Genomic DNA, 12787 nt, shown 5'->3' with positions numbered 1-12787 from the left:
GGGACTGGCAGGGCGTCGGAAGTGCAGACGCGCGATCGGAGTCCAGAAGCGGTGCCATCCACCCGTGCGTGCGAACTTGGGACCACTCTCACAAATGGCCGGTTGGGAGACCGGGCCGTTCGACCGCCGCATGGTCTCGTTCGCGCTGTTCGCCCATCTCGGAACTCCGCTCAGAACCGCCAGGTTCTGCAACAGGGTTCCGAGAGACCCTGGGGTCTGGCACACTGCGCGCCCTGCGGCCGGGATCAGCTCTCCGGGCCGGACGGCCAGATCGCTTCGACTACCCAGGGCCGCACCACCCTTTCCAAGTCCTGCGCGAACCGGTCGCCGCCGCCCACAGCCATGTGGGCCGCCCACTGCCGTACCGCGCCGGCAGCCCAGTCCGCCAGCTGAAGTTGCGGGTGGGCCTTGCTGTCCGCGAAGTCGATCTGAGTGGCAGCAGGCCGGATAGGGCGCCCAGGACGCGCCGGGTCAGGGAGCAGGTACGCCTCACGCAGCGTCACCGCATGGCGGTCGATCACCTTGGACGCGTCGTGGACGAGGCGGAACGGCCCCAGGGACTCCCTGAAGCTGACACACAGACAGTAAATCGAGGTCACGGCCGGATCGAGTAGATCGCGCTGCCCGCCAGCCGCGAGGTCGGCTGCGGTCTCATCGGCCACGCCCCTGCAGTACTCCAGCAGCTCTATCTGCTCCGCGAAGTCGCTGTGCTGCACCGGGATCGACGTCTTGTACGCGGCAATGGTCGCGAACAGGTCGTCGGTCGAGACACGCTGACGCACCCAGTCCACGAAAGCCTGCTGCAGCTGGCGGTAGGCAGCGGCATCCCCGAGGACCGGCCTGCACAAGTACAACAGCTCCGCCAGAGCCAATGCCTGCCTGTTCTCGTACAGGTTGAATCCATCCGCGTGCGCCAGCGGCTCGACGAGAACATCAACCAGCTTGGTCATCACCATGAAGGGCTTGTGCACCAGAGAGCTGCAGACGCTCCCTTCAGGCACTTGTTCGAAGGCCCGCATCAGGGCCTTCCGCTCCCGCGACGACCGGGCGAGGGAGCCGTACTTGGGCTCCCCCTGGGTCGGTGGGAGCTGGGCACGCACCTCGTCCACGATGGACACGGCCAGCTCGTCGGGAAGGTGGACCCCAGCCACTGTGAAGGGTTCGCGACGGTTGGGCCACCGACCCTTCAGCTGTTAGTGGACCTTGCCGCGTCCGCGATCGATGTGCCGGCGCGGTCGCCGGTGCCCGGCAGGTCCTTGGCGAGCCGGCCTGCGAGTGCGCTCACCGGGCATCGACCGGGTGAGGACGCCGAGTGTGAGCAGAGCGAGCGCCGGCAGCACGGCGACGATGATTCCCATCGGCAAGGCGTCGGTGGCGCCACCCGCGCCGGCCAGCGGAGCAAGTGCCCCGCCGAACATGAACTGGCTGAAGCCGAGCAGAGCGGCGGCCGACCCGGCGTGTCCGCCGTGGTCGGCCAGGGCCTGGGCCGCGGCGTTCGGCATGACGAGGCCCACGCTGGAGACCAGGACGAACAGGCCGATCAGGAGCGCGGGCAGGGGTGCCTGTGTCAGCACCGCGCCCAGGACCGTGGTGCCACCGGCTGTCGCGCCCAGCAGACCGGCGAGCAGCAGCACGCGGGCGCCGGCCCGGGCCACCAGCCGGCCGCTGATCTGGGCGGCCGCAATGAGTCCGGCGGCGTTGACGGCGAACACGGCGCTGTACTGCTGCGGTGACAGGCCGTGGATTTCCTGCAGGACGAACGGCGAGCCGGAGATGTAGGCGAACATCGCCGCGAAGACCAGGCCGTTGGCCAGGACGTACCCGGTGAAGACCCGGTCGCTGAGCAGCTGCCCGACGACAGCCAGCAGCGGCTGGCGTGACGCGGAGGACCGGGTCTCCGGCAGTCCTGCGGCGGAGGCCGCCAGCATCACGGCGCCGAGTACGGCCAGGGCCACGAATATTCCAGGCCAGGCCGTGACGCGTAGTAGCTGGCCGCCGAGGACCGGCGCGAACACCGGCGCCAGGCCGGTGATCAAGGTCAGTGCGGAGAAGAGACGTGCGGTGCGGGTTCCGGAGGTGCGGTCGCGGACCATGGCGTTGGCGATGACGATGCCGAACGCCCCGCCGATGCCCTGGACCAGGCGTAGGCCGACGAAGGTCCGGACGTCGGGCGCCACCGCGCAGAGCGCGCTGGCGATCGTGTAGAGGGTGAGGCCCGCCAGCAACGGACGCCGCCGGCCGTAGGTGTCGCTCAGCGGCCCGGCGATCAGCTGCCCGATGGCCAGCCCGGCCAGGCAGGCGGTGATGGTGAGCTGGGTGGCCGCGGCGCTGGCGCGCAGGTCGCCGGCGAGGTCCGGCAGTCCGGGCAGGTAGCCGTCGATGGACAGTGGTCCCAGGGCCACGAGCGCTGCGAGCAGGACGATGAATCGGGTTTGCCGGCCGGCGGCGTCGGTGCTCATGGCTCAGTACGCCACGGTGATGCGGCGGCGGATCGCGGTGCCGCTCTCGATCGTGTCGGCCAAGGCGATCGCGTAGTCGGCGTACGAGATGCGGCTGTTGCCGTCGTCGTCGGTGAGCAGGGTGTCCCCGGCGCTGCGGTAGGCCCCGGTCCGCTCGCCCGCTCCGATGACTGCGGCGGGCGACACGTACGTCCAGTCGAGGTCGTGCACGCCGCGGTAGAGGTCGAGCGCTTCGGACTGGGCCTCGGCATTGGCCTTCCACAGCGCGGGGAAGTCCGGGTCGTCCATGACCCGGGCGCCGGTCGGCGTGCGTAGGCTACCGGCACCGCCGATGGTGACCAGGCGGGTGACGCCGGCTCGGCGGAGTCCGTCGATCAGCGCACGGGCGGCACCGACGATCGTGGCGCGGTCGTTCTCCTGGCCGATCCGGGGGCCGACGGCCGACAGTACGGCGTCGTGGGATGCGGCGAGGCCGGCGACCGCGGCGGCGTCGGTGACGTCACCGGTGGTCACGGTCAGGGCCTTGTGCTCGAGTCCGTCGATGTGGCCGGCTCGGGTGACCGCGGTGACGGTGTGGCCGCGACGCAGTAGTTCCTCGGTGGTGGGCCGGCCGATGTTGCCGCTGGCACCGAACAGGACGATCTTCATGTGTTGCTCCTTGTTTCTGCTGGTCAGAGGACGGGCTGGCCGTCGGCGATGATGGCCGCGGTGATGCCGCGCTCGTCGGCGGCGTGCTGGAAGCGCTGCTCGATGTCGGGTTGTTCGGTGTAGAACGGCGGGTTGTGGAACAGGCCGTAGTGCATGGCGCAGACGGTGCCGGCGCCGAGTGCGACGGCGGCCTCGACGCCCTGCTCGGGGGTCATGGTCGCCGGGACGTTGGCCGCGTAGCCCTCGAAGTGGGCGATGACGCCGTTGACCGGGACGAACGCGACGTCGAACGGGCCGTGGTCGCGGGCGATCTGCCACCAGCTGCCGTGCCACTGGGTGTCGCCGCAGTGGATGACTCTCCGGCCGGCGCCTTCGACGACCCAGGCGACCTGGTCACAGTCGTTGCCGCGCCAGTCCAGCGAGGTCACCGGGGTGACGGTCAGTTCTCCGATGCGGCGTGACTGGCCCAGGTCCTGGGCGACGGGGGTGATGCCCACCTCGTGCAGCGCCGCCGCGCTCGGGGTGTGGCAGCCGATCGTGCCGGTGGCCGCGATCCGGGCGATCAGGTCGTGGTCGTAGTGGTCGGGGTGCAGGTGGGTGATGAGGGCGTGGGTGCCGGGCGGGGTATCGACCAGGTCGACCGGCCGGTGCGGCGGCCCCATCACCGGCGACAGCGGAGCGACGTTCTCGAGCGGGTCGATCAGCAGGCGGGTGTCGCCGAGACGGATCTCGACGCCGGCCCAGGCCAGCCGACGCACGGAAAGGGTGGGGGTCATGGGCAGCGACGCTAGACCGACGTTGTTGAAAAAGTCAACAAGAGAGTTTTGAATCTCAACACCACGATGTAGGGTGGTGGCATGCGCACCTACGGGCAGTACTGCGGCATCGCGAAAGCACTGGACATCATTGGCGACCGATGGACCCTGCTGATCGTCCGTGAACTGCTCGCCCTGGGCCCTTGCCGGCACACCGACCTGCGCAACGGGCTGCCCGGGATCGCCAGCAACCTGCTGGTCGACCGGCTCCGCGAACTCGAGGAAGCCGGCCTGATCCACCGCGAGGCCGCCCCGCCGCCGGTGGCCACCACCTTGTTCTCCCTCACCGAGCGTGGCCGCGAGCTCGAGCCGGCGCTGCAGGAGTTGAGCCGGTGGGGCGTGCCGCTGTTGCGTGAGCCGGGCGGCAACGACACCTTCCGCACCCACTGGCTGGACATGCCCGCCCGGGCACTGACCGACCACCGCCCCGACCAGCCGGCAATCGCCCTGCAACTGCACGCCGACGGCAACGAAGACCTGGTCATCGAAGTCAAGGACGGCTCGGTGCACACACACACCGGCCGGGTCGACCACCCCACCGCGTCACTGACCGGACCGCCGCACCTGCTGGCTGCGACTCTGCTCGGCGACCTCGATCTGAGCGCCGCAGTACAGCAAGGCCTGCGGCTCAGCGGCGAACGCGAGGCAGTAATGCGCATCCTGCCCCGCTGATCGACGGCCGCTCGCGGGCCTGCGATCTCAAGCTCTACCGAGTCTGCGCCGTCTCAAAAACGGTCCATTCTGAGAAGGAGTCCGGCTCGCGGCCCGAAGCCGCTTCAGCTCCAGGCCTACGCTGACGTCGTCCGCGACTGCGTTGCCCACGAGCAACGCGCGGCCCGTCTTGTCGTGGTCGGCGATTTTGAATGCTCGGGCGGGGACATCGAATGGGCTGGGTAGAGCGCACGGCTGCTGGAGCTCGGTCACCCGGGTGCTGCTCACCCAGGAGCAGGTCCGCGTGTACGGGCTCCCGGCGACCGCGGACACCCTGGACACAGCTCGGCTTCCGGGGATTTTGGTCTCAGCTCGTGCCAGATATCAGCAGCATGCCGAGTCATTCGCCGCGCGGTGGGAGGCTTGGGCTCTGCACACCTAGGGTCCGCAGTCTGCGGAGGCCATCCACTGGCTGGAGGTCAGGGCCGACCTCGCCCACCTCGCCGGCGATCCGGTGGGCAGCTGCCGGTTGTGGATGGAGGCAGCCGGCGCCCGCCTCGCCCGCCACCAAGCCTCCGACGCCGAACCGGTCCAAACCGCCGTGGACCGCGCCCGTCATCGATGGCAGCAAATCCAGAACCCTCAGCACGCCAGGGAACTCGGCCCGGGCCTCGTCGCCCTGCGCCGCCGCGTACCCGGACGAACGCCGGGAGCCATTGGCGCGGTACAGCGTCGACTTGAATTGCTCCACATCTCCCGGACCGCCGCCGCGCCATTCGATGAGCAGCGGGTCGTCCAGGCGGACGTCATCGGGGTCGAGGCCGGCGCGGCGCAGGAATTCGAGGAGGCCGCCGGGGCCGAGGGCACGGCCGAGGATCTCCCCGTCGACGCGGACGCGGCGCCCGCCCTCGGCATCCGGGGGGGTAGACGACGACGCGCAGGGCAGGGGACATTACTCCACCGTGCCGCCGGCCGTTCACTCCGGCATCCCGAGGGCGGTGTCGGGGCGGCAGTGTGGGCAGGCGGTATCCCTTCGGCCAGCGCCCGGCGCGCCTGGTCGGTGTCGATGGGGGTGCAGCGTTTTTCGGCTGTCCCAGCAGCCCCCAGCGTGGACGCGGACTGGCAGCCGGCCCGCCCCGATGCCGCGCTCGATCAGCCACGCGGGCGGCTCGGCCGGCGGGCGGCGCCGCGCGGCGAGGGCCTCGCGCTCCTCCGCCGTGTTCAGCGCCCGCTCGGCGCGGCCGAGCTCGCCGCGCAGGTAAGTGACGACGGTGCGCAGGCGCGGCAGGTCAGGCGGGAGTTCGGACACCGCTCAGCCTCCGTACTGCGCCTGCCGTGCGGCCCTGCATGCCGCGCAGAGCGGCGATGCTCCAACCCCGTAACGGCACGTTGGAGCGTGGCTTCTCTGCACCAACCCCGGGTCGGGCCAGATCAACGAATCGATGGATGACATGTGGAACGGTGTCAAGCGGCCGGGGTCGATTGGCCGCGCGTGTCCCACCCTCGGTCATAGTGACCGGCGCAGGCCGTCGACCCCGAAACACATCCGTCCGGAGCTCCAGGCACTTCCGTGCCTTCGATTTCATCCTCTCGGACGTGGCCCGAGCACCGGTCATGGGCGGAGGGAACCGCTCCGGAGGTGGGGGCATCTGGTGGGGCATGGGTGTTGTGATCTTGTTCTTCGGGCTGTTTTTCATGGTTGGCTGGGCCGTGGCTCTTGCCGGTCTCGGGTACGCCTGCTCGGTGCTGTGGCGAAGCCGCGGGCAGGAGTGGGCGCGGATCCACGGGCATCCGCTCGTCCGGCTGTTGCTCCCAGCCCCCGCGTACCTCCGCTTCGACAGGACACTCGCCGCGACAGCACTGCTGGCCGACGTGTGGCTGGTGTCGGGGGTCCTGGTGCTCGGCGCGGATGGAATCTTCACCGAGGAGTGGATGGGATACCCCGGAATGATGGATCCCGGCGGGCAGGGCTATCAGGTCGGGGTTGTGGATCTGCTGCGTACGACGGCCTGGTGGAGCGCCTCCGCCGCGATCCTCGGGAGGTGCTGGACCACCACGGTCGTCCAGCTGACCGTCCTGCCGTTGTCGGCGCTCTGGATCGCCTCGTTCGACACCTACTACACGTGACCCCGCACAGGAACAGCCGAAAACGGCGAACGCGCCCGCCGTACCGTCGAACGGACCGCCTCGGATTCGCCAGAGCGGGTCACGACTGGACGACCTGTGGTTCTGCAGCACGGTCGGAGGTGCTGGATCTGACCCGATGACCGAATCGGTGCAGTCAACTGACCATTTCGAGCAGGGTCCGGTCTGGCTCGGGGCCCAGGTGACGGGCTGGGGTCTGGCGGGGGTTTCGGGGGTGGTCATTGTGACTGAGCGCGATACCTGGCCTGGATGGTCAACTCCGATGCTCAACATTGCGGCAGGTGCATGGCGGGCAACGGCTGGCGCGGCCCCGTGCCGCGTGGGGGTGAAGGCTTCTGTACCACCCCTCGAACGGCCCCGCCGAGCGGGAGCAAGAGCTACGCGGCGTTCGACGCCTGGTGGCGGGAGTCCGGGAAGCAGCCGACACGGCCTCGTACTCCCGCGGTTGCCGCGAAGCAACAAGGAGCTATACGTCATCAGGCGCAACTCGGCCTGCACCGGATTCTTCTCGTCGTCAGTCCCACGCCTGACCCTCGGTAGTAGAGGTAAGGGCCTGGACGTGTGACAGGGCGATACGACGGCGCGAGATCGACGTCGATGATCTTGACAGTGAGGGCGTCGCCGACCTCGACGACGTCTCTGGACGATTCATCCAGCTCGCTGGTGTGCACGAGCCCCTGGAAGCCGTCCTCTCGGTCCTCGATGCGGACGAAGACGCCGAACGGCACGATCTTGGTAACTGGCCCGATGGCCACCTCGCCGATCCTCTGCGCTACGTGCGGCCAGGGGTCTTCCTGCACTGCTCGGAGCGACAGCGGTACCCGCTCCCAGACCATGTCGACGTCGAGAACCTCGGCTGTGACCTCCTGGCCGACGCTGACGACGTCGGACGGGTGGTCGAAGGGACGCCAGGACAACTCCGGGATGTTGATCATCGCGGTGAAGCCGCCGATGTCCACGAAGGTGACGCCGAAGCTGGCGATGGTCGCAACTGTGCCAGTGGCGACCTGGCCGCGCCGCAAGGTCTTCAGGAAGGCCCAGTCCCGGTCGCTGGGCGTCGGCTCGGTCTGCCAGCGAGCGCGTAGAACGCCGTCGCTGTCGGGCAGCACAGCTGTGAACAGCGGGAGATCTTCACCGGCATACATGGACACGACGCCGGCAGCACGCGCGGTGGCGAGCTGGGAGGTCACTGCCTCGAACTGGGTCTCGTCCACGACCGTGCTCGTGATCTGCCCGCCCTCGTCCTCCCAGACGATTCAGTTTCCTGCTGGACATGCTGCAGGCCGAGCTCGCCGACCGGGACCTGCGCCGCCAGCAGCGACTCCTGCGGCTGGCCCGCTTCCCCCGCCCCAAGCGGCTGGAGGACTTCGACTTCGAGAAGAACCCGAACGTCACCCCCGAGGTCGTCGCCGACCTCAAAGCCCCGACCTGGGTCCGCGAGGGACGGCCTCTCGTGCTGATCGGCGACTCCGGCACCGGCAAGTCCCACCTGCTCATCGGGATCGGCACCGCGATCGCCGAGACCGGACTGTCCGTCCGCTACACCACCACATCCGCACTGGTCAACGAGCTCGCCGAGGCCGCCGCCAACCGCCGCCTGTCCTCCGTGATCGCCCGGTACAGCAAGATCGACCTTTTGTGCCTGGACGAGTTCGGCTACCTCAACCTGGACCGTAAGGGCGCCAAGCTCCTGTTCCAGATCTTCACCGCACGTGAGGAACGCAAGGCCACCGCGGTCGCCACGAACTCACCGTTCACCGAGTGGGACAAGACCTTCGGCGACGCCCGCCTCTGCGCGGCCATCGCCGACCGGATCACCTTCCGCTGCACCCTCATCCAGACGGGCACCGAGTCCTACCGCTTCCAGGCCACCCAGGAATCCCTCTTCCCGGGACAATGAACCCGGAAGAACACCCGCCGGGAGAGGCACGGCAATGCATAGCGAACCGGAGAATTGCGTCATCGAAGGCGATCTGACCTGCCTCATCCCGGCCACTGAAGCACATCTGCCACTGCTCGCCGACTGGTTCACCGACCCCGAATTCGTGCGGAACTGGGGCGGACAGCCTCTCACCCGTGAGGAAGTCGCCGCGAAGTACACGGGAAGACGCCGCCCCGACGTGGAGTCCTTCCTGATCCTCGCCCAGACCATCCCGGTCGGCTATGTCCAGTACGCACCCGCCGGCCCCGGCCAGGGCGGCATCGACATGGTCCTCCTGCCTCAGGCGCAGGGCAAAGGCCTCGGCCCCGACGCCGCCCGCGCACTCGTCCGGCATCTTCATACGGTGCTGGGCTGGACGCAGGTGACCGTCGATCCCGAAGCATCCAACACCCATGCCATCCGGGCCTGGGCAAAAGCGGGCTTCCGCCCGGTTGGCCGACAGGGGAGCCACCTCCTGATGGAGTGCCTCCCCGCCCACAGCGTCTCGCCGACGGAGATCCACGACGAGAGCTTCCCGCCCAGGGCCTGAACAAAGGCGGGCCCCGGCCACATCTTGTCAGGGAGGCAGCCCAGGGCCCACCCCCACAAGCTATCGACACCCCCCACAGCTGCATCCCCGGACACACCGCACGGCTGGGAAGGTCACCCGATCAGTGGCTCCCGAACTCGCCGGGGACCGTCCACCGCACGGCGAGTACATCACCACCACGAACAGCCCAACCCTGGCTCCCACTCACACCGGAGTCGTGGCTCTCAAATGACCCGGTGAAATCATCCATACGGCTGCGCGGGTCCTCTTGCTCATGGGCATGTGCAGTTTGCCCCTCTGCGGTGTGTGCCGGTGGCCTCCCCGGGCCGCCGGCACACCCGAAGCTAGGGGCGCCGCCATGGCCTGTGTCCCGCGCGTTCACAGCTCGTCGAGCACCGAACCGTACTCGAGCTCGGTGCGGGAACGCTCCTGCAGCCCACGCTGCATCAGGGCGGCCATCCGGCCGGCGCTCTCCGGGTCACGCGCCAGTATCTGGAACTGTGCCGAGTCGACCTGGACGTCCTCCTTGGGCGGGAGACTGGCCGCGTTGATCCGGCGTTTGGCCAGCCGCACGGCCGCCTCCGGGAACCTGGCGATACGTTCGGCGAGGTGCTCGACGTAGGGGATCAATTCTTCGTCCGACAGAGCCTTGTTGACCAGGCCGATGCGTTCGGCCTCTCGCGCGTCGAGGTCCTCGGACCCCAGGATCACCTGCATCGCCTGACCGCGGCCGGCGAGCCGCACGAGCTGCTGCACCGCACCCGCGCCGGGAAAGACGCCCGTTCCCACCTCCGGCTGGCCGATCACCGCACGCTCGGCAGACGCGAACCGCATGTCGCACGCGTACAGCAATTCCGCGCCGGCGCCGCGCGCCCGGCCTTCGAGGACCGCGATCGTCACGGGGCGCGCCTCACTGAGTCTGCGAAACAGTGTGCCGAGGCTGCTGTCGTCGGGCCCGCCGGACGTCGCCGCCACCGCCGTGTACTCGGCGATTCGCTTGAGGTCGACGTGCGGGACGAAGAAGTCGGGGTCCCCGCTGCGGAAGACGACGACCCGCACGCTGCCGGGTGTGTCGGTGTCGTCGAGCAATGAGATCAGGTCGGCTACGAACTGTTCGTCGATCAGGTTGATGGGGGGATTGTCGATCGTGGCCCAGAGGACCCCGTTACGCGGTTCCGCTCGGATGGTCGAGTAGTTCGAGGGCATGGTCCACGGGCTCCTCTGTCCACGGCTCCCCAACACCGTCAGCCGGGCGTAAACCGCCTTGCCGTCTCATCGCCACAAGGTGGATCCGATCGATGGAACAGGCTGCAGAGCCTCCGTTCCCCTCCCCATCGTCTCTCTCACGCCAAGGCCCGCCACGCGGGCAGGCGGGCTGCGAGGGCGGCGGGGGAGCGGCTGCGGTCCGCGGCCCGGCGTTGCAACCCTCGAAGCTCAGTTGTCCCGCCTCCGGATCCCACACCAGGAGTTCGCCGTCCAGGACCAACCCGGGGGGCAGCTGCTCCACGGCGGCCGCGACGACGTCGGGAAACCGGTCCTGGACGAGAGAGCCGCGCCGGGTCTAGAGCAGCACACACCCGCCCGGCTCGGCCTGTGTGAAGGGGATCGGTCGGCGGCCGTCAAATTTCTGCCCGTACGCGGGATCGCGCAGCACGCCCGGTCCCTGTACGGCCTTGGCGGCCTTCATCGGTTCCACAGGGGGCAGCAGCACCATGCCCGGCTCCTCCTTCGTGCTCGACGGCCTGGCGCCAGCCTGAACCGGGCAAGGAGCCATGACGGGTCGCCGCGCCAGGCAGCGGACCGGGTGGACTCGACTGGCGGGGCGGGGTTCGTCGCTCAGCGTGAACGACCCCTGTCGGATTGTCAGAGGTGCCCTCTACCGTGAAGGCGGCTGGCGGATCTCCGTGACGATCGTGTAGAGCTCGATGATGACGCCCCCGTTGGTGCGGGCGATGTCCATGCCGCTGACCAACGGCGGTTGATCGTCGGGCGGGCCCCACTGGAAACCGAGATGGCCGATGTCGTCGAGCTCCGACGGGGTGCCTGTGGGTCGGAAGACCCAGTCCGGGTGCTCGGCGCGCAACTCCGTGGCCCGGCGCGCGAGGTCCGTGCGCCCGCGGTTGATGCGGTCCGGTTCGTGCCACACCACGTCTTCGGCGTAGTTCCCGGCGATGACCGCGGCCCGGCGATCAGGGTCGGGTTCGTTGAACACCTCGAGAAGGTTGACCCGCATCAGGTCGGCGACGGATCTGGTCATGGTGAGTCCGTTCGTGGGGCTGGTCGGCCGGTGCGGCGGAGGGACGACCGGTCCGCGCGGCCGAGTGGGTCAGTTCGCGACGGCTGGGGCTGTCCGTAGCGGGGCGAGAGCCGAGGTCCAGGCGATGGCCTGGTCGAGCATGGTGTCGAGGGTGCGCAGATTGTGGTCGCGGGGCTTGAAGACGGTGAAGTTCTCGAACTCGGTGATGAGGGAGAGCGTGACCTGTTGGCGTACGTCGGCCATCTGGAGTGCGTCGAGGTGGTCCCGGGTGTGGCCGGACAGGCTGCTGCCCTGGAGGCTGCCTGATTCGTGACCAGCGTACGGGCCCCAATTCCTCGCCTCATGGCAGGTCCAGCCCAAAGCCGCTCCCGCCGATCTCATCGGGCCCGTGTGCGGTCGTCATGTCTCCCAGGTACGTTGAGCCGTCAGCCGAGGGGGAACGCTCGCGAGGGAGTCGCCCCGCAACGCGTGGCTGCGGGGCGACGATGCACTTGCGCAACGGGCTGGTGGGGTTTAGTCGACTGTCTGCCCGTCGTACATGCCGCCCCTGCAGGTCGGGAGCACGGGCGTCGACCGGTCGATCGTTCCGCCGTTGTCCGTGCACTCACCCGGGGTGACGCTGGCGGGGGTGACGCTGGCGGTGGCGGCGGTGGCGGTGGCGGCGCTTGTGAGGCCGAGTCCGGCGAGGGCTGCCGTGGCGAAGACTGCGGCGAGGATTCGTCGAATGCGCATTTGGTTCGCCTTTCACATATTGCCTCGGTTGGGGCACTAGCCAGCTTGATCTTCACCCATGTGGGTGGCGCGTCATGTTGGGCCATTCGGGTGACAGTGTTGTCGGGTGCGGGGTCGGTGACGCGACCCGTCAGAGCGGATGGAAGCCCGTGCCACATCCGTGCCAGAAAGAGCGGATCTCAGCGGTCAAGAGCAGTCAAGCGCGACGCCTCGCGATTATCACCAGAGGCCGTTTGCACTGGTCAGCGCACCCCCCCGTGACGGCCCGGTGATTCCCAAGCTCAGAGCGCGGGCTTGATTCCCGTCACCCGCTCCACGGCGAAGGCCCAGCTCTTAGGCGAATTCCAGGGGTCGTTGCAACACGTGATCACCGACGTGTGGTGGCGAGCAGTTTAGACAGGCGTTCGGCTGGGGTTTACCAGCCGAGCGTCTTGCGCGGGCGGCTGTTGAGTTCGGCAGCGACTGCGTCGAGGTGGTCCCGGGTGTGGCCGAACAGGCTGCTGCCGTTAGAGCTCGTAGGTCTGCTGTGTCAGGGATCGTGGAGGGCAAGCACCGATCACCGATCGGTGACGATGGGCATCAGCCCAACCGGCCTGTCCCACCCCCTCC

At 68.7% G+C, this 12787-nt stretch carries 15 protein-coding genes and 1 pseudogene; 4 read left to right on the top strand and 12 right to left on the bottom strand.

Translation table 11 applies throughout. The annotated features are described in order from the left end of the window. Positions 1 to 245: 245 nt before the first annotated feature. The 4 genes from ADK52_RS19985 to ADK52_RS19970 all read right to left on the bottom strand — a co-directional run bounded on the left by ADK52_RS19985 (position 246) and on the right by ADK52_RS19970 (position 3883). Positions 246 to 1118 (bottom strand): DUF3800 domain-containing protein, encoded by an 873-nt coding sequence (locus tag ADK52_RS19985; protein WP_159045983.1) that lies wholly within the window; start codon positions 1116 to 1118, stop codon positions 246 to 248. Between the two features lie 75 nt (positions 1119 to 1193). Continuing rightward, positions 1194 to 2459, bottom strand: a complete 1266-nt coding sequence (locus tag ADK52_RS19980) for a multidrug effflux MFS transporter (RefSeq protein ID WP_063783894.1) — start codon at positions 2457 to 2459, stop codon at positions 1194 to 1196. Positions 2460 to 2462: 3 nt separating this feature from the next. Next, entirely contained in the window at positions 2463 to 3107 is a 645-nt protein-coding gene (locus ADK52_RS19975; protein ID WP_053691204.1) for an NAD(P)-dependent oxidoreductase, read from the bottom strand. 23 nt (positions 3108 to 3130) lie between these two features. Next, positions 3131 to 3883, bottom strand: coding sequence for an MBL fold metallo-hydrolase (locus ADK52_RS19970; RefSeq protein ID WP_053691203.1), 753 nt, complete (start codon positions 3881 to 3883; stop codon positions 3131 to 3133). A gap of 81 nt (positions 3884 to 3964) precedes the next feature. On the opposite strand from ADK52_RS19970, the gene ADK52_RS19965 reads away from it, so the two are divergent. Continuing rightward, on the top strand, positions 3965 to 4594 hold the full coding sequence (locus ADK52_RS19965; RefSeq protein WP_053691202.1) for a winged helix-turn-helix transcriptional regulator: 630 nt from the start codon (positions 3965 to 3967) through the stop codon (positions 4592 to 4594). A 736-nt stretch (positions 4595 to 5330) separates the two neighbouring features. Here ADK52_RS19965 and ADK52_RS43780 read toward each other — a convergent pair. Together ADK52_RS43780 and ADK52_RS44815 are read right to left on the bottom strand one after the other, a co-directional pair. Beyond that, a pseudogene (locus ADK52_RS43780) lies at positions 5331 to 5526 on the bottom strand (hypothetical protein); the annotation flags it as partial. Between the two features lie 23 nt (positions 5527 to 5549). Next, positions 5550 to 5882, bottom strand: coding sequence for a DUF6233 domain-containing protein (locus ADK52_RS44815; protein ID WP_053691200.1), 333 nt, complete (start codon positions 5880 to 5882; stop codon positions 5550 to 5552). A 401-nt stretch (positions 5883 to 6283) separates the two neighbouring features. Here ADK52_RS44815 and ADK52_RS19950 point away from each other — a divergent pair, with 401 nt between their 5' ends. After that, on the top strand, positions 6284 to 6700 hold the full coding sequence (locus ADK52_RS19950; RefSeq protein WP_234344045.1) for a hypothetical protein: 417 nt from the start codon (positions 6284 to 6286) through the stop codon (positions 6698 to 6700). A 494-nt stretch (positions 6701 to 7194) separates the two neighbouring features. Here the strand turns inward: ADK52_RS19950 and ADK52_RS19945 are convergent, their stop codons facing one another. After that, positions 7195 to 7932, bottom strand: a complete 738-nt coding sequence (locus ADK52_RS19945; protein ID WP_234344043.1) for a S1 RNA-binding domain-containing protein — start codon at positions 7930 to 7932, stop codon at positions 7195 to 7197. Between the two features lie 59 nt (positions 7933 to 7991). On the opposite strand from ADK52_RS19945, the gene istB reads away from it, so the two are divergent. Both istB and ADK52_RS19935 read left to right on the top strand, forming a co-directional pair. Continuing rightward, positions 7992 to 8618 (top strand): IS21-like element helper ATPase IstB, encoded by a 627-nt coding sequence (istB, locus tag ADK52_RS19940; RefSeq protein WP_053691198.1) that lies wholly within the window; start codon positions 7992 to 7994, stop codon positions 8616 to 8618. A gap of 34 nt (positions 8619 to 8652) precedes the next feature. After that, positions 8653 to 9189 carry a GNAT family N-acetyltransferase gene (locus ADK52_RS19935; protein ID WP_030239647.1) on the top strand — a complete coding sequence of 179 codons (537 nt, stop codon included), beginning with the start codon at positions 8653 to 8655 and terminating at the stop codon, positions 9187 to 9189. 378 nt (positions 9190 to 9567) lie between these two features. Here ADK52_RS19935 and ADK52_RS19930 read toward each other — a convergent pair whose 3' ends face one another. From ADK52_RS19930 to ADK52_RS19920, 5 genes are all read right to left on the bottom strand, one after another. Further along, positions 9568 to 10395, bottom strand: a complete 828-nt coding sequence (locus ADK52_RS19930; RefSeq protein WP_053691197.1) for an enoyl-CoA hydratase/isomerase family protein — start codon at positions 10393 to 10395, stop codon at positions 9568 to 9570. A 355-nt stretch (positions 10396 to 10750) separates the two neighbouring features. Next, positions 10751 to 10903, bottom strand: coding sequence for a hypothetical protein (locus ADK52_RS43035; RefSeq protein WP_199828525.1), 153 nt, complete (start codon positions 10901 to 10903; stop codon positions 10751 to 10753). Between the two features lie 162 nt (positions 10904 to 11065). After that, on the bottom strand, positions 11066 to 11446 hold the full coding sequence (locus ADK52_RS19925) for a nuclear transport factor 2 family protein (protein ID WP_053691196.1): 381 nt from the start codon (positions 11444 to 11446) through the stop codon (positions 11066 to 11068). Between the two features lie 69 nt (positions 11447 to 11515). Next, positions 11516 to 11689 carry a hypothetical protein gene (locus ADK52_RS40240; RefSeq protein WP_199828524.1) on the bottom strand — a complete coding sequence of 58 codons (174 nt, stop codon included), beginning with the start codon at positions 11687 to 11689 and terminating at the stop codon, positions 11516 to 11518. A gap of 270 nt (positions 11690 to 11959) precedes the next feature. Next, entirely contained in the window at positions 11960 to 12178 is a 219-nt protein-coding gene (locus ADK52_RS19920) for a hypothetical protein (protein WP_053691195.1), read from the bottom strand. Positions 12179 to 12787: the final 609 nt, after the last annotated feature.

Source organism: Streptomyces sp. WM6372 (assembly GCF_001279655.1).
Taxonomy (GTDB): domain Bacteria; phylum Actinomycetota; class Actinomycetes; order Streptomycetales; family Streptomycetaceae; genus Streptomyces.
Note: the sequence above shows the minus strand (reverse complement) of the source record. Positions and strands in the feature narration are given on the sequence as shown.